Below are 25945 nucleotides of genomic sequence, written 5' to 3' on the forward strand. Positions count from 1 at the left end.
TATAATAAAGTAAAGTTGTAAGGAGCGTAAGAGAATGGAAAAGAGAATTGTCCGAGATGTCTTATTCTTGTCGCAGGTCTCGAAACCTGCAAGTCAAGAAGACCTTTATCTGGCTAAGGATTTGCAGGATACCCTGCTGGCTAATCGCGAAACCTGTGTCGGTCTGGCAGCCAATATGATTGGTGTGCAGAAGCGCGTGATTATCTTTAATCTTGGCTTGGTTCCCATGGTCATGTTTAATCCCATTCTCCTTTCCTATAAAGGACCTTATGAGACAGAGGAAGGTTGTTTGTCTTTGACTGGGGTGCGACCAACAACTCGTTATGAAACGATTACGGTTTCCTATCGTGATAGCAAGTGGCAGGAACAGACCATTACGTTAACAGGTTTTCCAGCTCAGATCTGCCAACATGAACTGGATCATTTAGAAGGACGGATTATTTAGGAGGAATTCAGATGAAACGCATACTATTTGAACTTGTTTTTATCGCAACGACCTGGTATATCTTTTTACCACCTTTCAATCTTACCAGTTGGGAATTCATCTTCTTTCTCTGTGGGCATCTGGTGGTGATGGGGATTTTGTTTAGTTTCCGCAAGGATACCAATCTCCTCAAAACTGTTCATGTACGTCATGGCAAGGCTGCCAAAGATCTCAATCTAGAAGGATTCCATTTTAATAAATTAGGTGGAGGATTGTTGCTGGCTGCAGGACTCATTTTTGCCCTTGCTGGTCTGGTAAGCCTAGTAACCTCTAGCTTTTTCCAAGCAAAAAATTATGCTAATGTGGTGTCTATCACAGAAAAAGACTTTAAAGATTTTCCTAAGAGTGATACCAGTAAGGTTCCAATCCTAGATCGGAGCACTGCAGAAAAGATTGGAGACCGTTATCTAGGCTCTCTGACGGATAAGGTCTCCCAGTACGTAGCAGCAGATACTTATACCCAGCTGACAGTTGATGGCAAGCCCTATCGGGTGACCCCTTTGGAGTATGCCGACCCGATCAAATGGTTTAATAATCAGTCCAAGGGAATTGGCGAGTATATCAAGGTTGATATGGTGACAGGAAATGCGGAATTGGTGGATTTAAAAACGCCGATGAAGTATTCAGACTCCGAGTATTTTAATCGTGATGTCAAACGTCATCTTCGGATCAAGTACCCAACCAAGATTTTTAAAACGCCCTCCTTTGAGGTGGATGATGAAGGCAATCCCTTCTATGTAGCAACCGTTTATCAAAAACAGTTTGGTCTAGGAGTCCCTCGCCCTTCGTCTGTTATTATCTTGGACGCGACCGATGGAGAAACCAGGGAATACAGCTTGGATGAGGTGCCAGAATGGGTGGATCGTGTCTATCCAGCAGAAGAAACCATCCAGCAAATCAACTACAACGGCAAGTATAAAGACGGCTTCTGGAATGCCTTGATTTCTAAGAAAAATGTTACCCAAACGACTGAGGGCTATAACTATCTTTCTATCGGAAATGATATCTATCTCTATACGGGAGTGACTTCAGCAAATGCTGATGAAAGTAATCTAGGTTTTATCCTTGAAAATATGCGCACTGGTGAAATCACCAAGTACAATCTAGCTTCAGCAACCGAAGAATCAGCCCGTGCTTCCGCAGAAGGAGCCGTTCAGGAGAAGGCCTACAAGGCTACCTTTCCTATCCTTGTCAATCTCAATGACAAACCGCTCTATATCATGGGCTTGAAGGACAATGCAGGCTTGGTCAAGGAGTATGCATTGGTCGATGCCGTGGAGTACCAAAATGTCATCGTAGCAACTACGGTAGATGAACTCCTCAGCAAGTATGCCAATAAAAACGACCTCGAGCTGGATAATGAAACGGTAGAAAACATCAAGGGTATCGTCTCAGACCTTAAATCAGCTGTCATCAAGGGTGATACCGTCTATTTCTTTAAAGTTGATGGCAAGATTTATAAGGTCAAGGCTTCCGTATCAGACGACCTTCCTTACCTCGAAAATGGTCAATCCTTTGAAGGTCAAGTTGGAAAAGATAACTATCTCAAAACATTTAAAGTCAAGTAAAAGAAACCTCGGTATGAACCGAGGTTTTTAAGATGAAATTCTTGGTCGTAATTGAAAAATATGCTACACTAACAATATGAAAATTTTAATACCAACAGCAAAAGAAATGAACACAGACCATCCTTGTATTGAAGCGCTCCCTTTGAGGGAAGAAAGTCAGGCAGTCCTTGATTCACTGGCGCACTACCCAGCTAGTGAATTAGAGACCTTTTATAAGGTATCTGCCGAGAAAGCAGAAGAAGAGTACGCTCATATTCAAGCTCTAAAAGATCACAGGGCTAAGAACTATCCAGCCTTGAAACTCTTCGATGGTCTCATGTATCGCCACATCAAACGAGATGGCTTAACCGAGGCTGAACAAACCTATCTTGAAAATCATGTCCTAATTACCTCGGCTTTATACGGTGTTGTCCCCGCCTTGTCGCCCATGGCTCCTCATCGTTTGGACTTCTTGATGAAGTTAAAAGTTGCTGGTAAGACTTTAAAGAGTCATTGGAAGTCAGCCTATGATGAGGCACTACAGGATGAGGACTTGATATTCTCACTCCTATCATCAGAGTTTGAAACCGTATTTTCGAAGGGAATCATAGAAAAGATGGTGACCTTCAAATTTATGGAGGACAAGGCAGGCCAGTTGAAAATCCACTCAACCATTTCAAAAAAAGCCCGTGGTGCTTTTTTGACCGCCTTGATAGAGGGGCAAGTCCATACAGTCGAACAAGCTCGCAAGCTCAGTTTTGCAGGTTTTGACTACCGACCTGATTTATCAAGTGATTTAGAACTCGTCTTTGTGAAACAAGCATAAAACCAGCTCATTCGAGCTGGTTTTATGCTTGATTAGTTGATGGCTGCAAGAAGGTCGTCAGCTTGTTTTGCAAGTGATGAAGCAGTTGCTTCTTCTAACACCAATTTTCCGTCTGCCCAAGCAGAGTCATTGACACGCGCGGCAGTAAAGTCGCCAACGACTTGTGTACGGATAAATGGCAAGAGGTCTTTGTAAATCGCAAAGAGTTGCTCGTGACCTGCATTGGCTACAGAAGAGACAGTAACAAACTTGTCTTGAAGGGCAGAAGCACTACGTGTATCTGTCAAGTCAAGGGCGCGCGAGAGCCAGTCAAGCAAGTTCTTCACTGTTCCAGGGATAGAGAAGTTGTAGACTGGAGAGAAAATCCAGATAGCATCGGCAGCAAGGACAGCCTCGCGAGCAGCAGCTACAGCTGGATGAGTCGGAACTTCAAGATCTTGGCTGAAGAGGGGAACAGCAGAGTAATCAAGATAGCTAACTTCCGCTTTTCCAGCAAGTGCTTTCTCAGCTTCGAGGGCCATTTGGTGGTTGAAAGAACCTTGGCGAAGTGAACCGACGATAAATAATACTTTTTTAGACATGATGTGTCTCCTTTTAGTTAAAAATTAAAGAGTGAACTCTTTTGTTACCGTCTATGTTACAACAAATAATACTAATTAGCAATAATTTTGCTCAGCTAAGTTTACTTGTTAGGGGTGGAAAAACTTAGTTCTGAGAAAGCAGTATTTGATAGACAGACAAATATTGTATTTAATTTCAAGGGGAAAAGAATCTTAGAATGTTCTTGTCTTCACTTGTAATAAAGGAAGAGAGATGGTAAAATAGACGAGTGAAACTAAGACAGAAAAACGCAAAAAACAAGCTACTTTTACAGTATGGAATCGGCATTACTTTAGTATTACTAGTCATGACCACTTCCTTCCTTTATCTGATTTCTCTCAGTATGAAGCCCTATCAGGATGCTAGGGTTGAAGGAGAAAAACTGGCCAAGCAGTATGCAGAATTGGAAAAGGTAGATCAGGTTGATTTTTATAATGGACTAGAAGGTTATTACAGCGTACTGGGGCATAATAAAAAACAAGAGGCCATTGCCGTACTGATTGAAAAGAATGACCACAAGATTTACGTTTATCAGCTAGATAAGGGGATTTCTCAAGACAAGGCGGCGACGATTTCGAGGGAAAAAGGAGCTAGCGACATTGACAAAGTCACCTTTGGTCGCTATCAGGACAAGCCGATTTGGGAAGTTAAGTCAGGAAACCAGTACTATCTGGTCGACTTTGAAACAGGAGCAGTGATCCAATTAAAGGAGGACATATGAAACTATCCAAACGTGTACTAGAAATGGAAGAAAGCGTCACTCTAGCTAGTGATGCAAGAGCCAAGGCATTAAAAGCTCAAGGAAAGGATGTTCTTTTTTTAACCTTGGGACAGCCTGATTTTCATACTCCTGAAAATATTCAGAATGCAGCGGTGGAAGCGATTCGAGATGGACGAGCTTCCTTTTATACAGTTGCTTCAGGCCTACCAGAGTTAAAAGCAGCGGTTAATACCTATTTTGAACGCCATTATGGGTATTCTGTAGCAGCTAACGAGGTTACCTTTGCCACTGGTGCCAAGTTCTCTCTCTACACCTTCTTTATGGCTGTGGTCAATCCAGGTGATGAGGTCATCATCCCTACACCATACTGGGTCAGCTATGGAGACCAGGTCAAGATGGCAGAAGGTGTGCCAGTCTTTGTTCAGGCCAAGGAAGACAATCACTTTAAAGTAACAGTAGAGCAGCTAGAAGCGGCCCGAACAGCTAAGACCAAGGTCTTGGTTCTCAATTCACCATCGAATCCGACCGGTATGATATACTCTCGTGAGGAACTCTTGGCCATCGGAAATTGGGCTGTTGAACATGATGTCCTTATCCTAGCAGATGATATTTATGGTCGTTTGGTTTATAACGGGAATGAATTTGTTCCAATCTCTAGTCTGTCAGAAGCCATTCGCAAGCAAACCTTCGTGATTAACGGTGTATCTAAGGCCTATGCCATGACTGGTTGGCGGGTAGGTTATGCTGTGGGAAATCCTGAGATTATCGCTGCTATGAGCAAATTGACAGGACAAACGACTTCAAATCTGACAGCAGTATCTCAATATGCAACGATTGAGGCGCTGACTGGACCGCAAGACTCTGTTGAAACCATGCGCCAAGCCTTTGAAGAACGTTTGAATACCATTTATCCACTCTTGTGCCAAGTGCCAGGATTTGAAGTTGTCAAGCCCCAAGGAGCCTTCTATCTTTTCCCAAATGTTAAAAAAGCGATGGAGATGAAGGGTTATACTGATGTGACAGAGTTTACAACGGCTATTCTCGAAGAAGTCGGCCTTGCCTTGATTACAGGAGCTGGATTTGGAGCACCAGAAAATGTTCGTCTCAGCTATGCCACCGACTTGGATACATTAAAAGAAGCTATTCGTCGCTTGCATCAATTTATGGAAAAATAAAACTTAGAATCTTCGCCTTTTCAGCGAAGATTTTTTGTAACGAAAATCTCACGAATTTTCTCTAGTAGAACCTAGCTATCACAGTCTATTTATGGTAAAATAGTGGGTAATGATGTCTTCGGACAAGTTAAACGAAAAAAGGAAGATAGATTATGACAAAACGTGTAACGATTATCGATGTAAAAGACTACGTTGGTCAAGAAGTGACCATTGGAGCCTGGGTTGCCAACAAATCTGGAAAAGGGAAAATTGCCTTCTTGCAATTACGTGATGGGACAGCCTTCTTCCAAGGAGTTGCCTTCAAACCAAACTTTATTGAAAAGTTCGGTGAGGAAGTGGGTCTAGAGAAGTTTGATACGATTAAACGCCTTAGCCAAGAAACTTCTGTTTATGTAACAGGAATTGTCAAAGAAGACGAACGTTCTAAGTTTGGCTATGAGTTGGATATTACAGACATCAAAGTGATTGGTGAATCTCAAGACTACCCAATCACTCCAAAAGAACACGGAACAGACTTCTTGATGGACAACCGTCACTTGTGGCTCCGTTCTCGTAAGCAGGTGGCTGTGATGCAAATCCGTAACGCTATCATTTATGCAACTTATGAGTTCTTTGATAAGAACGGCTTCTTGAAATTTGATAGCCCAATTCTTTCAGGAAATGCAGCAGAAGATTCTACAGAACTCTTCGAAACGGACTACTTTGGGACTCCAGCCTACTTGAGCCAGTCAGGTCAGCTTTATCTTGAAGCGGGTGCTATGGCCCTTGGTCGTGTCTTTGACTTTGGACCAGTATTCCGTGCTGAAAAATCAAAAACGCGTCGCCACTTAACTGAGTTCTGGATGATGGATGCGGAGTATTCTTACTTGACACATGACGAATCACTTGACTTGCAAGAAGCTTATGTTAAAGCTCTTCTTCAAGGTGTTCTTGACCGTGCTCCTCAAGCCTTGGAAACTTTGGAACGTGATACAGAACTTTTGAAACGCTATATTGCAGAGCCTTTCAAACGCATCACTTACGATCAAGCCATTGACCTTTTGCAAGAGCATGAAAATGATGCTGATGCTGACTACGAGCATTTGGAACATGGAGATGACTTCGGTTCACCACACGAAACATGGATTTCGAACCACTTTGGTGTACCAACCTTTGTTATCAACTACCCAGCAGCTATCAAGGCCTTCTACATGAAACCAGTTCCTGGAAATCCAGAGCGCGTGCTTTGTGCAGACTTGCTTGCACCAGAAGGATATGGAGAAATCATCGGTGGTTCTATGCGTGAGGAAGACTATGATGCCCTTGTCGCTAAGATGGAAGAACTTGGAATGGATCGTACAGAATACGAATTCTACCTTGACCTTCGTAAATACGGTACAGTGCCACACGGTGGATTTGGTATCGGTATCGAGCGTATGGTAACCTTCGCAGCAGGTACAAAACATATCCGCGAAGCGATTCCATTCCCACGTATGTTGCACCGTATCAAACCGTAAACTAGTAAAAAGGCTAAATTTCAAGTTCAAGTTAGCCAGCAAGCAGTCTTCTCTGGGAGACTTGTAGTCCAAGCATCTTTTAGGATAGTTGTTGATCCAATTTTCGATGAAGGCGACTTCTTTAGGAGTCGTTTTCTTAGTACCTTTAGGCAACCATCTACGGATAAGCCTGTTGTGATTCTCATTGGTTCCCCTTTCCCAAGAGGCATAGGGGTGTGCATAGTAGATATGTTCCTTAGAAATACATCAGACAAGCGGTTGAATTCGGCTCCATTATCTGCCGTGATGGAAAGAATCTTGTATTGTCTTAAGATGAGTTTTAGAGCCCGATTGACGGACTCAGCACTTTTATTTGGAATTAATCGAATAATTTGATGTCTGCTCCTTCGATCCGTCAAGACCAGCAAGCAGCAGTTTTTCGCTCTTGTCAGTAGGACCGTATCGATCTCGTAGTGCCCATTCTCCAAGCGAAGATTGATAGCCTTGGGACGCTGTTCGATGTATTTCCCAGCAGGTTTAAAGTTGGGACTAGCTTGTTTCTTGACAGTTTTTCCTTTTCTAGGATAAAGGAGATTCTGTTTGGTCCATCCCAATTTCCCATGATGAATCCAGTAGTAGATGGTTGAAATTCCCACTGTAACACCCTTAGCCTTGGCCATCATTTCAGGAGACAACTTTTGGTTATGATAGTGAAGAATCTTTTGCTTTAGTTCTTTGGTCAAGATTGGTTTCTTCACGGAGCGCTTCCGATTGGTTTCATAAACCATTTGAGCATAGTCGGCAGAATAAATCTTTTTGAAACGTCCTTTTCCAACACATTGTAAGACTGTGATACGTTTGATTTCATTGTGGATGGTCTGAGGAGCTTTTCCAAGTAGAGAGGCGATTTCTCTATTTGATTTTCCTTCATTTTTCCATCGTTCGATTAAACGACGGCTATGGATTGTCAAGTGTTTAGCTTCTGTAGTATAATTGTTTTGCATCTCTGTACCTTTCTTGTGTTTGTGGTGAACAACAAGTGTAACACAGAGGTGTTTTCTTATGCCTATAACTAGATTTCATTTGACAATATTGACTAGTTGAACCAGCTCATTTTTAGGAAAGTTGGGTGGCTAACTTCATTATAGAATTTTCAGAATGGCTCCTTTTTGTTACTTTTCTTTAAGATTTTTCTAAAGAATGCAAAAAAAAATAAAAAGTGGTATAATGATAAGGTTATATAGTCCCGATAAGATGGTAGAAATTTCTATCAGTACTTTGTAACTCGCAAAGAATGATGGCTTCAAAGTCGCTTGTCATTCTACGGTTACCGCTATAATGCGGTCACCCTATGCGCCTTACTAGCTTCAGAAATAAAAAAGTATTGTTTTTATTTCTTTCGCGTCGTAACTCTTAGACTATAGAAATACCTATCAGTACTTTGTAACTCTATAACAATATTTTTTAAGGGGGGACATTTTTATGTCAGAACGTAAATTATTCACGTCTGAATCTGTATCTGAGGGGCATCCAGATAAGATTGCAGACCAAATTTCAGATGCGATTTTGGATGCTATTTTAGCAAAGGATCCAGAGGCGCACGTTGCTGCTGAGACAGCTGTTTATACTGGTTCTGTCCACGTTTTTGGTGAAATTTCTACAAATGCCTATGTGGACATTAACCGTGTGGTTCGCGATACCATTGCAGAGATTGGTTATACGAATGCAGAATATGGTTTTTCTGCGGAAACAGTTGGAGTTCATCCATCGCTTGTTGAGCAATCACCAGATATCGCCCAAGGGGTTAACGAAGCCTTGGAGGTTCGTGGAAATGCAGATCAAGATCCGCTTGATTTGATTGGAGCTGGAGATCAAGGTCTTATGTTTGGATTTGCAGTGGATGAGACAGAGGAACTCATGCCATTACCAATCTCGCTTAGCCACAAACTGGTTCGTCGTTTGGCAGAACTTCGTAAGTCTGGTGAAATCAGCTATCTCCGTCCAGATGCTAAATCACAAGTTACAGTTGAGTATGATGAAAATGACCGTCCAGTGCGTGTGGACACAGTCGTTATTTCAACTCAGCACGACCCAGAAGTCAGCAATGAACAAATTCACAATGATGTGATTAACAAGGTTATCAAAGAAGTTATCCCAGCCTCTTACTTGGATGAGCAAACAAAATTCTTCATCAATCCGACTGGGCGCTTTGTAATCGGTGGACCTCAAGGAGACTCAGGCTTGACTGGTCGTAAGATCATCGTGGACACTTATGGTGGCTACTCTCGTCATGGTGGAGGTGCCTTCTCTGGTAAGGATGCGACGAAGGTGGACCGTTCAGCCTCTTATGCGGCTCGCTACATTGCCAAGAACATCGTTGCAGCAGGTCTTGCTAAGAAGGCAGAAGTGCAATTGGCCTACGCTATTGGTGTGGCGCAGCCTGTTTCTGTTCGTATAGATACTTTTGGTACTGGAACGGTAGCTGAAAGCAAGCTTGAAAAAGCAGCGCGTCAAATCTTTGACCTTCGCCCTGCAGGAATTATCCAAATGCTGGACCTCAAACGTCCAATTTACCGTCAAACAGCGGCTTATGGACACATGGGACGTACAGATATTGACCTTCCATGGGAACGTTTGGACAAGGTAGATGCTTTGAAAGAAGCTGTGAAATAAAACTAAAAGATTGGTAGAAACTACCAATCTTTTTTTGCAAAAGAAAACCAGCTTTTGGCTGGCTTTCTTATTTTGTAGGAATAGAAATTTCAATCAATTTATCGGAATAAAGCGTCTTGATATTAGCTTCATCGATATTATCTTTATCGATTTTGCGCTTCATGAAGAAGTCTTGGATGGTTTCGATTTCTGGTTCACGAATAGCGCGGTGTTTGTTGGAAATGAGGATTTCATAGTGAAGCGGAGCTTGTGTGAAAATCACATCTGTGTTCCCAGCTGAATAGACCTCAACAAGAGTTGCGTCAGTACTTTCTAATTGGCTTTTAACAAGTTGCGAGTGTGAATTAGTCGTGTTGATAAGCTTCATAATAGTTCCTCCGATTTTCTAACTCTATTATAGCACTTTTTGGATAAAATCGTGTATTTTAGTCAATTCCATACTGGATTTTCCAAGCTTCAATTCCCCATTTGTGGCTACCACGTTTGAGTTTTTCTATTGCCTCGTCAATAGGAAACCAAGCAATATGATTAAAGTCTTCTAAAGGTTTTTGTACTTCTTGGAAAGAAATCGCTTCGTAGAGATAAGCTGGATTGTAGTAGTAGGTGTCACGGTGACGAGAGTAGAAATACTCATCAGCTTGTCCATAATAGGTTCCAATCTCAGCTGTAAAGCCAAGTTCTTCGATTAGTTCTCTCTTCAGTGCTTCTTGATGATCTTCGCCTGCTTCAATCTCTCCACCTGGCAAGAACCAAGCACCATTGGGAGCTTGAACTAGGACAATTTGTTTTTTTTCTGCATCCGGAATAACTGCGTACACACCATAGCGGGGCTGGTAGGTCACATTCTCTTTTTTATCACCAAAAGTTGGGTTTGCCATTGCATTTTCCTCATTCTCTAGTATCTTTATTATTATCATAATGGACGAGGGGCAAGCTGTCAAGAATTTACAGTTATTTTAGTAAAAAAAGGTGCAGAAAATGATAGACTTCCTGCACCTGTTATATAGTTTTATTCTTCTTTTTCAGAAGCAATCTCTTCTATTTTTTCAGTTTTTTTGGCAGATTTGATTTGAATCTTACCATTGCTTGTCATGACTGCCTTGAGGGCTTTCTCACTTGGATTTTCAAGGTAGAAGTCAGTGATGGCGTCTTCGATATGGTCTTGAATGGTACGACGGAGTGGGCGTGCCCCCATTTTTGGATCATACCCCAAGTCAACCAACTTTTCCTTGACCTTGTCTGTCACATCGAGATGGATGTTGTTGCTAGAAAGGCGTTTGTTGACATCCGCTAGCATGAGTTCGACGATTTGGAGAAGGTTATCCTTGCTGAGAGCTTTGAACTCGATGATGCCGTCAAAACGGTTCATAAATTCTGGGCTAAAGAAATTGCCGAGTTCACCGAGGACAGAGTTGGTTCTCCCTTCACGAGCGGCTCCAAAACCAACGCTGGCTTCGGCTTTACCAGTTCCAGCATTTGAAGTCATGATAATGATGGCATCCTTAAAGCTAACAGTCCGTCCTTGCCCGTCTGTCAAACGGCCATCGTCTAAGACTTGAAGGAACATATGCATCACATCTGGATGGGCTTTTTCGACTTCATCGAGAAGGATGAGTGAGTAAGGATTACGACGAACTTTTTCCGTTAACTGACCCGCTTCATCGTAGCCAACATAACCTGGAGGGGCTCCGACTAATTTAGCCACACTGTGTTTTTCCATGTATTCACTCATATCAAAGCGAATCATGCTGTCAGCAGAACCAAAGAGTTCAATGGCTAGTTGTTTGGACAGTTCTGTCTTACCGACACCAGTTGGTCCGACAAAGAGGAAACTTCCGATTGGGCGGTTAGGAGTTCCAAGCCCAACACGATTACGACGGATGGCTTTGGAAATCTTATCGACAGCCTCATCTTGTCCGATAACATGGGACTTGAGGTCCTCTGCCAGATGGATGAGTTGAGATTGTTCTTTTTCTTTTAGTTCCCCAACAGGGATATTAGTTTTCTGCTCGATGATATGTTCAATGGTTTTCTCGCTAATGATAGGAGTATCCTGATCGGTCACCTTGTTTTTCTGCATTTCCTTGTACTTGGAAATCTGATCACGGAAGTAGGCAGCTTTTTCAAAGTCTTCCTCTCGTGTAGCTTGAGTCTTGAGATTCTCAGCTTCAATTAAACGCTGATCAATCACTTTGGGATCCACAAAGTTCAAGGTCAAGTTCATCTTAGAACCAGCTTCGTCCAACAGGTCAATAGCCTTGTCAGGTAAGAAGCGGTCTTGAATGTAACGATTGGACAGATTAGCAGCTGCCTCGATAGCAGCATCAGTATACTTGACGTGATGGTAGTCTTCGTATTTCTTTTGAACCCCTTTGAGGATGATAATGGTTTCTTCGACAGTTGGTTCATCTACCTTGACAGGCTGCATACGGCGTTCCAAAGCAGCATCTTTTTCAATGATGCGGTATTCATTAAGAGTAGTAGCGCCAACCAATTGCAACTCACCACGAGCAAGGGCAGGTTTGAGGATATTTCCTGCATCCATATTGCCATCGCCCGCAGATCCTGCACCGACAATCTCATGGATTTCATCGATAAAGAGAATAATATCCTCACGTTTGCGGATCTCTTCCATGAGTTTTTGCATACGCTCTTCAAATTGGCCTCGGATACCCGTTCCTTGAACTAGACTGACCACATCCAAACGGATAACTTGCTTGCCTTGGAGTTTATGGGGAACATCACCATCGACAATTTTTTGAGCCAGACCTTCAACAACGGCTGTTTTACCAACACCTGGTTCTCCGATGAGGACAGGATTGTTTTTTGTTCGACGGTTGAGGATTTCGATAACACGAATAATCTCCTCATCTCGACCGATAACAGGGTCAATATCCCCACGACGGGCAATCTCAGTAACATTGATCCCATACTCTTCTAGGAGACCTTTCTCTTGACTTGGAGGTGGTGTTTGAAGTGGACCACGGTTTTGAGATCCGTAGCCCCCACTGCCCCCATATCCCCCACCTGATTGAGTTGGAGGCACGTTATTAGAAGAAGGTCTGAAATTGTTCAAATCATTGAAAAAGTCTCCAAAAGGATCAAAGTCACGATTGTTTAGGTCAGTCATCCCTTTAAAGAGGGTATTGTTTGGGTCTGTTTTAATGATTTTATAGCAATTTTGACAGAGATCAATTTGTTTTTGCTGTCCATTGAGATTGGTATAAAGATGAATTGTTGAGTCGTTAATTTTGCAGTTTTGACAGAGCATACATCTACCTCATTTCTTTCTTACCCTTGGCCTGACAAAAAAAGGTCAAAAATAGTCAAAGTTTATATATTCTCATTATAGCATGATTAAGGAGTAAAGCAAGTAAAAAGATTGGGCTGAGGAGATTTGGAGAGAAAGTTCTCGACGAAAATCTCAGCTGCTGAAAATAAGAAAAAATCCTATTTGCAGGGACAAAAAGGATTCTCGTTCATCAGTCAGGTTTCCCTGCTGTTATTCTATTAGTAAAGGAGTTCGTAGATCTCCATTGCAATCAAGTCAATGCTATCAAAGGTATAGGTTTCACGTGCTTCAACATCGCGAAGGGTGAAAAGTGATCCATTTTCTTCGTCATAGCTGTAAGCAACTTCTGCAACAACAACTCCTTCACGTTCAAAATTACGTTTTAGATTTCCGCCATCTTTTGTCATAGCTTCTAGGCGGTTGATGATTCTAACCAAATGTGATTCCATTATGATTCTCCTCCATTTCTTATCGTTACTATTTTACCATAAACAACGGGTACTTGACTAGAAAAAACTAAGATTTCTTGCTATTTCTCTATCTCTTGGCAATATTTTTTCTAAATAATAAGAAGGATTGGATTTGAGATCGAATCATGATATAATTATTCATGACTACATTTAAAAAATAGCCTATTTTTCTTTTTATCCAACTCCTTGCTCGTTTTTTGAAGATAGCCAGTTGCCCAAATATGGTAAATTTGAGCGCTTCTTGAGAAATAGAACGAAGAGAGTGGAGAAGTTTTATCCTAATGCAGGAGTAGCTAATGGCATCTAGTAAAGAATATTTGACTTATATTTTAGACCAACTATCTGAATTAGAAGATATTACTTATCGTCCTATGATGGGAGAGTATATCCTTTATTATCGTGGGAAAATTATTGGGGGAATCTATGATAATCGTTTGTTACTAAAGCCTGTGAAGGTGGTCATGGATCAATTGGAACAAACTAGGCTTGAACGTCCTTATGAAGGAGCCAAGGAGATGATTTTACTAGAAGACCTTGAAGATAAGTCATTTCTAGCGAGACTAATTAAGGATATGTATGAAGTCTTACCAGCTCCCAAGGTCAAAAAGAAAGCATGATAGACTTGCCTAATGTAAATAGGCATAAAAGCTCGAGAAGAGCTTTTTCTTATAGTTTCAAACTATAAGGTCCATTAGTCAAGAAGTGTTAGAATGACAAGGTATTTTTTGATATAATAGAGTATATTTGATAGAAAAGAGAAGAAATATGGCACAGATTATTGATGGGAAAGCTCTTGCAGCTAAGTTACAAGGACAGTTGGCTGAAAAGACTGCCAAACTAAAAGAAGAAATAGGTTTAGTTCCAGGATTGGTGGTGATTTTGGTTGGGGACAATCCAGCCAGCCAAGTCTACGTTCGCAACAAGGAACGGTCAGCTCTTGCTGCTGGCTTTCGTAGTGAAGTAGTGCGAGTTCCAGAAACTATAACACAAGAAGAATTGTTGGACTTGATTGCCAAATATAATCACGATCCAGCTTGGCATGGGATTTTGGTCCAGTTGCCTTTACCTAAACATATCGACGAAGAGGCAGTATTATTAGCCATTGATCCAGAAAAGGATGTGGATGGTTTCCACCCACTAAACATGGGTCGCCTCTGGTCTGGTCATCCAGTTATGATTCCTTCGACACCTGCAGGAATTATGGAGATGTTTCATGAATATGGGATTGAGCTGGAAGGAAAAAATGCAGTCGTCATCGGTCGATCCAATATTGTCGGAAAACCGATGGCTCAGCTTCTTTTGGCCAAAAATGCGACGGTAACCTTGACTCACTCACGAACTCATAATCTTGCCAAGGTGGCTGCTAAAGCAGATATTCTGGTGGTTGCTATCGGTCGCGCCAAGTTTGTGACTCCTGACTTTGTCAAACCAGGTGCAGTTGTCATTGATGTAGGGATGAACCGCGATGAAAATGGCAAGCTTTGTGGAGATGTTGACTTTGATGCCGTTGCACCACTTGCCAGTCACATCACACCTGTACCGGGTGGAGTTGGTCCTATGACCATTACCATGCTCATGGAACAAACCTATCAGGCAGCACTGCGGACATTGAACAAGGACTAGGAAAATGAAATTCGTATTTGATCTGGATGGAACGCTGTCTTTTGACTATATGACCATAGATGAAGAGATTAAGCAGGTTCTTTTAAAGGCTGAAGATTATGGGCATGAGGTTGTCTTTGCCTCAGCTCGCTCTTATCGGGATTGTTTGGGCTTATTGGGTCCCGAGCTCAGTCAGCGTTTGGTTATAGGTTTGAATGGTGGTGTAGCCTATTATCTGGGGAAAGCTATCTATGAAAGAAATCTCGATGCTAGAGTTTATCAGGCGCTAGTGGATTATTGCCAGACCTATAATCTCCCTTTCTTTGCAGATGATTGCTTTGACTATAGTGGTCAGATCGTGGAGAAGATTCCATTCATCTCTAGTGTGGATCCCCTAAAGGTAGCTCGTCATCAGAAACTTGAGGACTTGGGTACTCCGATTAAGGTAGTCGTTTATATGGGAGACCATGAGGATTTGCTTGATGACCTGCTTGGACAGTTAGAAAGACTGGGGCAGGCTCATCTGTCCTATCATGCGCATGAAAAGTGCCTTTATGTTAATCCCTTGGATACTCATAAGGCGACAACTGTTGAAAAGTTGTGTGGAGAGAACTTCATTGCTTTTGGAAATGACCAAAATGATATTGAACTGTTTAAAACATCTCTCTACTCTGTCCAGATAGGCGATTTTGCTGGCCTTAGTCCATATGCAGATGAAACGTTTGAGCTAAAAGGAGAACCTTCACCAGCAGTGGCAGCTAAAATCTTACAGACCTTTGCGGAATTTAAGGGAAAATAGATAGAAGGAGGTCTGAACCTCCTTTTGTAGTATAATGGAGTGAGGTGATTAGATGATTCTAAAAATTTATAATGGAGAATATAGTTTGAAATGGGATGGAATATATCACTTAGCACTAATTGATTATCCAAATATTCAAGAGTGGGAATTAGAAAAAATTGCTAAATTTATAGCTTACGAAAAACTTCATAAACGTCAAACAAGTATCGAGTGTACTGATTCTTGTTTAAAAAAAGAGATTTTTGATTACCTCTGTCAGCATCCTTTTCTGCCACCATTTACCCCTACAGATAAAAGAGTAGCCTCGACTTATGATTTACATAAGAGGTTAGTGACTTCAGACTACTGTAGTCATACTACGACTATAGATGCAGCGACTTCTATTCTTAAAACTGGTCAGCTCTTATCTGCTGTGAAAGCCTTTGGTCGAGATGCTGAGGAGTTGGTTTTGGATAGTCGAAATGCTGCATCTGATCCGATAGATTATTTTGACTATGTCATGTTAGGGTGGTCAAATACAAGTTCTGGTTATCGATTAGCGATGGAGCGTTTATTAGGTCGAGCTCCCTCAGAGAAAGAATTACAAGACAAGTTTATTCCTGGAGTGAGTTTTCATTTTATCTATACAGATTTGATTAAAGTTCCTGGTTATATTTTTGATGGCTATCATGTTGCAAAAATTAAGGATATGTTGAATTTATTTAGTGAGTTGTATATTTGCATTATTCCAACTCATAATAAGAGCCACTTTGAAAATATTATTCCAAGTCGATTACAAGATAGGGTGTATTATCTTGACCATGATGGAGAAGGTTTGGAAGAGTGGACTAAAAAAGTGTATCGGATTGTCTTAAAACAATCAGGTAAAGGATAGTTGAGGAAAAAAGATGAAAGTGCTTGCAATTTTAGGTGCATTTTGATATATTTAATATATAAAATATATTATCGAACTTGGTACTTGTTTGTGTATTCAGAAGGAGGTTATTTTTTAAAATGAAGTAAACGCTTACTTTGTATCAAGAAAAAGAAATGAGGATTTTAATGAACAAAAGACTTTTTGATAAACGTTGTCATTATAGCATTCGTAAATTTGCAATAGGTGCAGCATCTGTAATGATTGGGGCCAGTATATTTGGTATTTCAGCTGTACAAGCTGAGGAGGTGGCTTCATCCAATACTCAAACAGAAGAAACAATTGTTCATCAAGCTCAGCCTTTAGATAAGCTTCCCGATGATGTGGCAGCTGCAATCGCAAAGGCTGATGAGAATGGTGGGCGTGAGTTTGTAAAACCAAAAGCTGATTCGACAGAAGACAAAGTGACTAAGGATACGGAACCTACTAGACCTGCTAATGAGGGTAGTCATGAATTGGCTAGACCTAAAGTGGAAACTCCAAACAAAGAAGAAGGAAACAAAGCTGAGAACAAACAGAAACCTGAAGAGACAAATCCAAAGCCTATTGAATCTGCAGCAACAGCTGGAACAGAACTGAAAGAGGATTCTAAAAAAACTTCCGGAAACGACCAGGTAAAAGCAGATACAGAGCGCAAACCTTCTTCTGAAAAATTGCAAGCACTGTCTGGAGAGTCGAACAAAGCCGAAGTTGAAAAAGAAAAACAGCTATTATCGGAGCGAAAACAGGATTTTAATAAAGATTGGTATTTTAAACTAAATGCCCAAGGAGATTTTTCAAAAAAAGATGTGGATGTTCATGATTGGTCTAAATTGAATCTTCCTCATGATTGGAGTATTTATTTTGATTTCGATCACAAGTCTCCCGCACGTAATGAAGGTGGCCAGTTAAATGGTGGAACAGCTTGGTATCGTAAGACTTTCATATTAAATGAAGCAGACAAGAATAAGGATGTTCGTATCAATTTTGATGGGGTTTACATGGATTCAAAGGTCTATGTAAATGGTAAATTTGTAGGACATTATCCAAGTGGATATAATCATTTTTCATATGATATTACAGAATTTTTAAACAAGGATGGTAGTGAAAATTCAATTACTGTTCAAGTGACCAATAAGCAACCAAGTAGTCGTTGGTATTCAGGAAGTGGGATTTATCGTGATGTAACTCTTAGTTATCGTGATAAAGTCCATGTTGCCGAAAATGGTAATCATATCACTACTCCAAAACTTGCTGAGCAAAAAGAAGGGAATGTTGAAACACAGGTTCAAAGTAAGATTAAAAATACGGATAAGAAGGCTGCTAAAGTCTTTGTGGAACAACAAATTTTTACTAAGGAAGGTAAGGTTGTTTCAGAATTAGTGCGCTCTGAAACGAAGAATTTAGCAGAAAATGAAGTTGCAGATTTCAGACAAACAATCCTAGTTAATAAACCAACTCTTTGGACGACAAAAAGTTATCATCCTCAACTGTATGTGCTGAAAACAAAGGTTTATAAAGAAGGTCAACTAGTTGATGTAACAGAAGATACATTTGGTTACCGCTATTTCAATTGGACTGCTAAGGATGGTTTCTCTCTGAATGGTGAACGCATGAAATTCCACGGAGTAAGTATTCACCATGACAATGGAGCCTTGGGTGCAGAAGAGAATTATAAGGCTACTTATCGTAAATTAAAACTCTTGAAAGATATGGGGGTTAACTCTATTCGAACAACCCACAATCCAGCTAGCCCTCAGTTGCTTGATGCTGCGGCTAGTTTAGGTCTTTTGGTTCAAGAGGAAGCTTTTGATACTTGGTATGGTGGCAAGAAGACTTACGACTATGGACGGTTCTTTGATCAAGATGCAACCCATCCTGAAGCTAAGAAGGGTGAGAAGTGGTCTGATTTTGATCTTAGAACAATGGTAGAACGTGATAAGAACAATCCGTCGATCGTCATGTGGTCTCTTGGAAATGAGGTAGAAGAGGCAAATGGTAGTCCTCGCTCTATCGAAACTGCTAAGCGCCTGAAGGCAGTTATCAAAGCGATTGATACTGAACGTTATGTCACCATGGGTGAAAATAAATTTAGTCGTGCAGCGACAGGTGATTTCTTGAAACTTGCAGAAATCATGGATGCTGTGGGGATGAACTATGGTGAACGTTTTTATGATGCGGTTCGTAGTGCTCATCCAGACTGGCTCATTTATGGTTCTGAAACTTCTTCAGCTACTAGAACGCGTGATTCTTATTACAATCCTGCTCAAATCCTTGGACATGATAACCGTCCAAATCGTCACTATGAACAATCTGACTATGGTAATGACCGTGTTGGATGGGGAAGAACAGCTACTGAATCATGGACTTTTGACCGTGATCGTGCTGGCTATGCTGGACAATTTATCTGGACAGGAATTGACTACATCGGTGAACCAACTCCATGGCATAACCAAGATAATACACCTGTAAAAAGTTCTTACTTTGGTATCATCGATACGGCTGGTTTACCGAAGAATGATTTTTACCTTTACCGTAGTGAATGGTATAGTGCTAAAGAAAAGCCAACTGTTCGCATTTTACCACATTGGAACTGGACTGAAGAGACCCTTAAGGATCGCAAGATGCTGGTTAATGGAAAGGTTCCGGTTCGTACCTTCTCAAATGCTGCAAGCGTCGAATTGTTCTTAAATGGAGAGTCACTTGGTAAAAAGGAATTTACTAAGAAAACGACAGAAGACGGACGTCCATATCATGAGGGGGCTAAACCAAGTGAATTGTATCTTGAATGGCTTGTGAAATACCAACCAGGCACACTGACTGCGATTGCTCGAGATGAAAAAGGCAACGAAATTGCGCGTGATAGTGTGACAACTGCTGGGGAGCCAGCAAGGGTTCGTCTGACTAAAGAAGAGCATGTTATCACTGCAGATGGAAAAGACCTATCCTACATCCATTACGAAATTGTTGATAGCGAAGGGAATGTGGTTCCGACAGCGAATAATCTTGTTCATTTCAATCTTCATGGTCAAGGACAAATAGTTGGTGTGGATAATGGAGAACAAGCTAGCCGTGAGCGCTACAAAGCACAAGCAGATGGAACATGGCAAAGACGTGCTTTCAATGGTAAAGGAGTTGTCATTGTAAAATCAACAGAAAAAGAAGGTAAATTTACTCTTTATGCAGATTCTGCTGGTTTAACTTCTGATAGCGCAACGGTCGCAACTGTGTCTGGTAAGAAAGAAAACCGTCACTTTGTAGCCTTTGCTCCTGTAAAAGCAACAACTGATGTGACTACAAATCCTGAATTGCCTCAAACAGTAACAGCTATTTATAGCGACGGTAGTGTTGAGGAAAAGACTGTAACATGGGACGTGCCAGCTGACTTGCTTACAAGCGCAGGTGAGAAAAAAGTATCTGGACGTGTAGAAGGTTTGGAAACCAAAGCTGAGGCACTTGTAAAAGTGATTGCTTTAGATAGATGGTTACCAAAAGTTGTTACAGTACCAGTTGGTACAACTGCAGCTGATTTGGATAAAACGGTCACAGCTGTTCTGACAGATGGTAGTTTGATTGATACAGATGTTGTTTCTTGGACTTTGAAAGATCCTGCTGCTTTAACCAAGGAAGGAGGACGTACGGAGGCTACTGGTAAATTGGTAGATGACGACCGTGAAGTAACTGCAACCTTTATCGCAAGTAGTAAGGAAACAACAAGTAGCATTACAGGACTTACTGTTGGGGATAAAGCTCTGGAGAACTTCGAGTCTGGCAAGACTTATTACCGTGTATCCCTTCCTTACACTGGAACAATTCCAAGTGTTGGAGCTCAGACTACTGGTTATCAAGTAACTGTTCAGCAAGCTTCTGCTGATAATGGTTATCAGGCTTCGGTCTTCTTGAGTGATCAAAAGGGTGACTTGGTTCAAACTTATTTAATTCAGTTTGTGAAGGAAGCTCCTGCCTTGAAACGTTTGGAAGTAGTTGTGGAAGGAAAAGAAACTGCTACTGAAGATCAAGTCTTAACTTATCGTGTCATTGGTAGTTATGAGGATGGTTCACAAACAGAATTCTCAGCATCAGATATTCACTTAGAAGCTAAATCATCTGATGGTGGGCATCTTGAGGTAAATGGTCAGAATCTATTACTCTATACTAAGGGAAGAGTGGCTTTGACACCTCGAATCGATAATCAAACAGAGAAAACAGAATCTGTAACTACTGAAGTGGTGATTAAAGAAAATAAAGTCAGCAAGAAGATTGTGAAACTTCATGCTGTATCTGTTTCTACAGACATTAATCAGCAACCGAATCTACCTAAAGAAGTTGGAGCAGAATTTGATAAGGGCTTGCCACGCAAAGTATCTGTAACTTGGGACAAGGTGGATGAAAAAGAATTGGGGCATTATCATAGCTTTACACTTAAAGGACATGTAGAAGGCACAGACATTGAAGCTCAAGCAACGGTGACAGTTGAAGGTTTACAAGTTGCAGAGGAAATCAGCCTTACTCTTCCTAAGGGTGAGACAGTTCAATTGCCAGCCAATGTGCGTGCTTACCATTCTAACGGAACAACTATCTACAAAGATGTTGTTTGGGATCAGGTTCCAGCCAACTTTAGTCAAATTGAAGGGGTCTATGAAATCAATGGTCGTTTAGTAGGTAGCAATCTGACAACTAAAGCTCATGTTCGAGTGTCTAGTCAAGTGGTTGCTGGAAATAATATCTCTAAACAATGGACAGGTTCACAATTACCAGCTGCCATTGTATCCAATACAGGAGGAGATGACACAGCCAACACCTTGAACGATTTGACTGTATCAAGAACGCCATCAGATGCTAAAAATAGATGGACTACTTGGAGAACAAATACTGATAATGACTGGGCTTCTATCTTATTTGGTAATTCAGGAGACTTGACGAAACGTTTTGTCAACAATTTGTCGGTTGATTTCTATACTGATGGAGCAATTGGTCTTCCAAAAGAATATGTAGTTGAATATTATGTAGGTAAAGAAGTTCCTGATTTACCAAGTGATGTCAGTCATGCGCAACGAGCTAGCAATCATCCATTTAATAATCCAGACAATTGGAAAGCAGTTGAAAACTTACATGCTCCAAGTCAGCTATCTGCAACTCAAACAAATCACTTCACATTTGACAAGGTAGAAACCTATGCTGTTCGTATTCGTATGAAGAAGGCTGATGGAACTTCAGGTGTTGGTCTGACAGAGCTAACTGTCCTTGGAAACAAGGTAGTAAGCTCTACAAGTTCAGAGATTTCTATCAAGGTAGATGGCAAGGATCTTGAACACTTTAATCCATCTAAGACCGATTACTATATTCCTCAATCTAGCAAAGAAATCACTGCAACAGCTAGCAATAATGGTTTGGTAACAGTTGTTCCTGCAACCAGTCCAAAAGGTGCAACACGTCTCATCTTAAAAGCAGAAGATGGTACGGTATTGAAAGAATATAGAATCTTCCGCAATGATGAGAGAGAAACTAGTCAACCTCTTGCTGCAGAAAATAGTGCTAAAATCTTGAATGTTGGAGATGCTCTTCAACTTCCTTCAGAAGTCACTGTTTATTACCCAACTTCAACTACTTGGACTACAGATAAACTGGCAGTGAAATGGGATGCTATTCCTGAACATGCAACAGAGCATGAGGGAACATTTGAAATTACCGGTCATGTCATTGGTACAAATCTAATGACTAAAATGCAGGTGACAGTTGTTTCTAAAGGAAATCAAGTCATTTCAGAAAATCCAAGCAACAATGAAACGGATTCTAAAGCCTTTGCTTCGACAACGAACGATACACAAGCAGCTTCACATGATCGAATTTTCTATATCAATGATGGAAAATACAATGAAGATGGACGTTGGACAAACTGGTCTCGTACTCCGAAAAATGAAGAAACTTCTGTCGGACTACTCTTTAAGAAGGACGGTAAAATTGCCACCCAATCTATTGGAAAAGTAGCTATTCAGTTCTTTAAAGATAGTGGAACAGATGCCCCAGAGAAAATGGTTCTAGAAAGATATATTGGCCCTGCCTTTATAGAACCAAGTACGATTTCTCGTTATGAAGAAAATGCTGACCATCCATTCAACAAGGCAGAAAATTGGGCACCTATTCCTTACAAAGCTTCTGGAGAATTAGTAGCTGGTAAACCAATCGAGTTTAATTTTGATCCGGTTCAAACGACAGCAATTCGTGCTCGCATGACTCGTAAGGCTACTACCAATGGTCTTGCACTTGTAGAATTTACAGCCTACTCTGCAGGCAAGGGAGCAGAAGTGGAAACACCATCAGCGACTATTTCGATCGACGGAAAAGCATTGGAAAACTTTGATCCAAATGTGACAGATTACACTCTAACAACAATGGGTTCAAAACCAAAAGTCACTGCAACAACTAGTGGACATGGAGTAGTTACAGTTGTGGATTCTGGAAATGCCAATCTTCCAACACTGGTTCGTCTTGTTTCCAAAGATGGAAATCTGGTGAAAGAATATCGTTTACACTTTAAGTCTACCTTCCAAACAACACCAACAGAAGGCGTTAAGAACTTAGTAGCAGAAACTCCAAGTTTGGAAATTGAAAAGACTCCGCTTCCGTTTAAAGAAGTTATTCGTGAAAACCCTGAACTTGCTCAAGGTCAACGTCGTATCGTTTCTGAAGGACAAGATGGAGAAAAAGTTGACTATATTCAAGTTTTGGGTACTACTAGAAGTCTTGTTCATTCTGAAGAAAGAAAGGCTCAGGATCGCATTGTTGAAGTAGGAGTGAAAGCATCTATTTCAAGTAGTAAAGGCGAGGAGCCTGCTCCAGTCAATGAAGTTCCAGAATTCAAAGGAGGTGCTAACTTTGTAGAAGCAGCAGTGAACGATGTTCCAGAATTCAAAGGCGGTGCTAACTTTGTAGAAGCAGCAGTGAACGATGTTCCAGAATTCAAAGGCGGTGCTAACTTTGTAGAAGCAGCAGTGAACGATGTTCCAGAATTCAAAGGCGGTGCTAACTTTGTAGAAGCAGCAGTAAATGAAGTTCCAGAATACACAGGAATTCTAGCCACAGTAGGAGATCAAGCAGTACCAAGTGTTGAGAAACCTGAATTTAAGGGTGGCGTTAATGCTGTAATGGCTCTAGAATATAAACTTCCAGAGTACCGTGGTATTCTAGCTACAGTAGGTAATCAACCAGCACCGACAGTAGAAAAACCAGAGTTTAAACTAAGTTCGTTAGAAAAAGCTCAGACTCCAGAAACACCAGTTCAAGTTGCCAAGGAAGATAAGAGATTGCCAGAAACTGGTGAAAAACAGTCAGAAACAGCTGTTTTCTTGGCAGGTGTTACCTTGGCCTTGTCAGCAGCTTTATTAACTGCAAAACTCAAAGAAGATTAGTCTCAGCGTCTAATGACATCCTATTTGTAGATATTAGTCGATGATTAAAAATTGGTTTCTTTTTCAACTATTGTAAGTTGATGGCATCTAAAAACTGGAGAAGACAATCATGGTCTTCTCCAGTTTTATATAGGTGTAAGCAAGAGAGGTGAATTGTACCCCAAAAGTTAGACAGAAAAATAGTAATCCAAATTGCAAGGTGTGTACCTTTTTGTTGTATAATGGAGTGAGGTGATTAGATGATTTTAAAAATTTATAATGGGGAATATAGTTTACAATGGGATGGAATATACTACTTAGCACTAATTGATTATCCAAATATTCAAGAGTGGGAATTAGAAAAAATTGCTAAATTTATAGCTTACGAAAAACTTCATAAACGTCAAACAAGTATTGAGTGTGCTGATTCTTGTTTAAAAGAAGAAATTTTAGATTACATCTGTCAGCATCCCTTTCTGCCACCATTTACCCCTACAGATAAAAGAGTAGCCTCGACTTATGATCTACATAAGAGGTTAGTGACTTCGGACTACTGTAGTCATACTACGACTATAGATGCAGCGATTTCTATCTTTAAAACAGGTCAGCTCTTATCTGCTGTGAACGCCTTTGGGCGAGATGCTGAAGAGTTGGTTTTGGATAGTAGAAATGCTGCATCGGATCCGATAGATTATTTTGACTATGTCATGTTAGGATGGTCAAATACAAGTTCTGGTTATCGATTGGCGATGGAGCGTTTATTAGATCGAGCTCCTTCAGAGGAAGAATTACAAGACAAGTTTATTCCTGGAGTAAGTTTTCATTTTATCTATACAGATTTGATTAAAGTTCCTGGTTATATTTTTGATGGTTACCATGTTGCAAAAATTAAGGACATGCTTAATTTATTAAGTGAGTTGTATATTTGCATTATTCCAACTCATAATAAGTGCCAATTTGAAAATATTATTCCAACTAAAATACAAGATAGGGTGCATTATCTTGACCATGCTGGAGAAGACTTAGAAGAGTGGAGTAAGAAAGTCTATCAAGTTGTTTTAAAACAATCAGATAAAGGATAGTTGAGGAAAAAAACGATGAAAGTGATTGATCAAACTTTATTAGAAAAAGTCATTGTAGAACGGCCACGTCACAGTCATAAGGGGGATTACGGTCGCCTGCTCTTGCTAGGAGGAACCTATCCTTATGGGGGAGCTATCATCATGTCAGCCATTGCAGCTGTTAAGAGTGGAGCTGGTTTGGTGACTGTTGGCACGGATAAGGAGAATATCCCAGCTCTGCACAGCCATTTACCTGAAGCTATGGCATTTTCTATAAAGGATAAAGCATTACTAAAGGAACAGTTAGAGAAGGCAGAAGTTATCTTGCTAGGTCCGGGTTTGCGAGAGAATGTATTCGGAGAAGAACTTGTAAATCGAGTCTTTTACAGTCTCAGAGAAGAACAAATTTTGATTGTAGACGGAGGTGCTTTGGGCATCTTAGCAAAAGCTCATTTGCCATTCCCATCTAGTCAGCTCATCCTAACTCCCCACCAAAAGGAATGGGAAAGACTATCTGGCACAGCTCTTGAACATCAAAATACAGAGATGACTGCTAGAGCTCTTGCATCTTTTCCTCAAGGAACGATTCTTGTCGAGAAGGGTCCAGCGACTCGTATCTGGCAAGCTGGCAAACCTGAATACTATCAGTTACAGGCTGGAGGCCCCTATCAAGCAACTGGTGGGATGGGAGATACTTTGGCTGGGATGATTGCTGGTTTTGCAGGTCAGTTTCACCAAGTAAGCCTCTATGAGAGAGTGGTGGTAGCGACCTACCTTCATTCAGCTATCGCGCAAGAACTAGCTCAAGAACATTATGTGGTTTTACCAAGTCAGATTAGCTGTGAAATTCCGAAAACAATGAAAAAAATATCTCAAAAAGGCAGCTAATACCTTAGTTGTCTTTTTATGTCGATGTAGCTATGTTGATAAGATTTTCAAA

The 25945-nt window shown here is 40.9% G+C and carries 19 protein-coding genes and 1 pseudogene; 14 read left to right on the forward strand and 6 right to left on the reverse strand.

The window, feature by feature from the left end; all coding sequences use genetic code 11:
- Positions 1-34 precede the first annotated feature (34 nt).
- The 3 genes from D8801_RS00425 to yaaA all read left to right on the forward strand — a co-directional run bounded on the left by D8801_RS00425 (position 35) and on the right by yaaA (position 2857).
- Complete coding sequence (locus D8801_RS00425; protein WP_042768592.1) at positions 35-445, forward strand: peptide deformylase; 411 nt, start codon at positions 35-37, stop codon at positions 443-445.
- Positions 446-456: 11 nt separating this feature from the next.
- On the forward strand, positions 457-2052 hold the full coding sequence (locus D8801_RS00430) for a hypothetical protein (protein ID WP_125847067.1): 1596 nt from the start codon (positions 457-459) through the stop codon (positions 2050-2052).
- Between the two features lie 76 nt (positions 2053-2128).
- Positions 2129-2857 (forward strand): peroxide stress protein YaaA, encoded by a 729-nt coding sequence (yaaA, locus tag D8801_RS00435; RefSeq protein WP_125847069.1) that lies wholly within the window; start codon positions 2129-2131, stop codon positions 2855-2857.
- 32 nt (positions 2858-2889) lie between these two features.
- Here the strand turns inward: yaaA and D8801_RS00440 are convergent, their stop codons facing one another.
- The gene (locus tag D8801_RS00440; RefSeq protein WP_125847071.1) at positions 2890-3438 is read right to left on the reverse strand and encodes an NADPH-dependent FMN reductase; all 549 of its coding nucleotides are present in this window, start codon (positions 3436-3438) and stop codon (positions 2890-2892) included.
- Between the two features lie 248 nt (positions 3439-3686).
- On the opposite strand from D8801_RS00440, the gene D8801_RS00445 reads away from it, so the two are divergent.
- From D8801_RS00445 to asnS, 3 genes are all read left to right on the forward strand, one after another.
- Entirely contained in the window at positions 3687-4178 is a 492-nt protein-coding gene (locus tag D8801_RS00445; protein ID WP_125847073.1) for a cell wall elongation regulator TseB-like domain-containing protein, read from the forward strand.
- On the forward strand, positions 4175-5353 hold the full coding sequence (locus D8801_RS00450) for a pyridoxal phosphate-dependent aminotransferase (RefSeq protein WP_125847075.1): 1179 nt from the start codon (positions 4175-4177) through the stop codon (positions 5351-5353). The genes D8801_RS00445 and D8801_RS00450 overlap by 4 nt, the downstream gene beginning before the upstream one ends.
- A 152-nt stretch (positions 5354-5505) precedes the next feature.
- Entirely contained in the window at positions 5506-6849 is a 1344-nt protein-coding gene (gene asnS / locus D8801_RS00455; protein WP_125847077.1) for an asparagine--tRNA ligase, read from the forward strand.
- A gap of 48 nt (positions 6850-6897) precedes the next feature.
- Here asnS and D8801_RS00460 read toward each other — a convergent pair.
- Positions 6898-7832, reverse strand: a pseudogene (locus D8801_RS00460) (IS30 family transposase); the annotation flags it as partial.
- Between the two features lie 478 nt (positions 7833-8310).
- Between D8801_RS00460 and metK the strand changes: the two are divergent.
- A complete protein-coding gene (gene metK, locus D8801_RS00470; protein ID WP_125449678.1) occupies positions 8311-9501 on the forward strand; it encodes a methionine adenosyltransferase in 1191 nt (396 codons plus the stop codon).
- Between the two features lie 67 nt (positions 9502-9568).
- Here metK and D8801_RS00475 read toward each other — a convergent pair whose 3' ends face one another.
- The 4 genes from D8801_RS00475 to D8801_RS00490 all read right to left on the reverse strand — a co-directional run bounded on the left by D8801_RS00475 (position 9569) and on the right by D8801_RS00490 (position 13242).
- On the reverse strand, positions 9569-9868 hold the full coding sequence (locus D8801_RS00475; protein WP_000767191.1) for a DUF1827 family protein: 300 nt from the start codon (positions 9866-9868) through the stop codon (positions 9569-9571).
- Positions 9869-9926: 58 nt separating this feature from the next.
- Positions 9927-10379: an NUDIX hydrolase gene (locus tag D8801_RS00480; RefSeq protein WP_125847079.1), complete on the reverse strand. Its 453-nt coding sequence runs from the start codon at positions 10377-10379 to the stop codon at positions 9927-9929.
- Positions 10380-10510: 131 nt separating this feature from the next.
- A complete protein-coding gene (locus tag D8801_RS00485) occupies positions 10511-12772 on the reverse strand; it encodes an ATP-dependent Clp protease ATP-binding subunit (RefSeq protein WP_125847081.1) in 2262 nt (753 codons plus the stop codon).
- A gap of 239 nt (positions 12773-13011) precedes the next feature.
- A complete protein-coding gene (locus tag D8801_RS00490) occupies positions 13012-13242 on the reverse strand; it encodes a DUF1797 family protein (protein WP_000443579.1) in 231 nt (76 codons plus the stop codon).
- Between the two features lie 317 nt (positions 13243-13559).
- Here D8801_RS00490 and D8801_RS00495 point away from each other — a divergent pair, with 317 nt between their 5' ends.
- From D8801_RS00495 to D8801_RS00525, 7 genes are all read left to right on the forward strand, one after another.
- Positions 13560-13880, forward strand: coding sequence for a TfoX/Sxy family protein (locus D8801_RS00495; RefSeq protein WP_125847083.1), 321 nt, complete (start codon positions 13560-13562; stop codon positions 13878-13880).
- Positions 13881-14028: 148 nt separating this feature from the next.
- Positions 14029-14886, forward strand: coding sequence for a bifunctional methylenetetrahydrofolate dehydrogenase/methenyltetrahydrofolate cyclohydrolase (locus tag D8801_RS00500; protein WP_185758476.1), 858 nt, complete (start codon positions 14029-14031; stop codon positions 14884-14886).
- Positions 14887-14890: 4 nt separating this feature from the next.
- The gene (locus D8801_RS00505; protein ID WP_125847087.1) at positions 14891-15664 is read left to right on the forward strand and encodes an HAD hydrolase family protein; all 774 of its coding nucleotides are present in this window, start codon (positions 14891-14893) and stop codon (positions 15662-15664) included.
- 52 nt (positions 15665-15716) lie between these two features.
- On the forward strand, positions 15717-16538 hold the full coding sequence (locus D8801_RS00510) for a phosphate ABC transporter ATPase (protein WP_125847089.1): 822 nt from the start codon (positions 15717-15719) through the stop codon (positions 16536-16538).
- A gap of 167 nt (positions 16539-16705) precedes the next feature.
- The gene (locus D8801_RS00515) at positions 16706-23965 is read left to right on the forward strand and encodes an SIALI-17 repeat-containing surface protein (protein ID WP_125847091.1); all 7260 of its coding nucleotides are present in this window, start codon (positions 16706-16708) and stop codon (positions 23963-23965) included.
- Between the two features lie 239 nt (positions 23966-24204).
- Positions 24205-25026: a phosphate ABC transporter ATPase gene (locus tag D8801_RS00520; protein WP_125847093.1), complete on the forward strand. Its 822-nt coding sequence runs from the start codon at positions 24205-24207 to the stop codon at positions 25024-25026.
- 15 nt (positions 25027-25041) lie between these two features.
- Positions 25042-25893, forward strand: coding sequence for an NAD(P)H-hydrate dehydratase (locus D8801_RS00525; RefSeq protein WP_125847095.1), 852 nt, complete (start codon positions 25042-25044; stop codon positions 25891-25893).
- Positions 25894-25945: the final 52 nt, after the last annotated feature.

The organism is Streptococcus oralis (assembly GCF_003943415.1).
Taxonomy (GTDB): domain Bacteria; phylum Bacillota; class Bacilli; order Lactobacillales; family Streptococcaceae; genus Streptococcus; species Streptococcus oralis_BJ.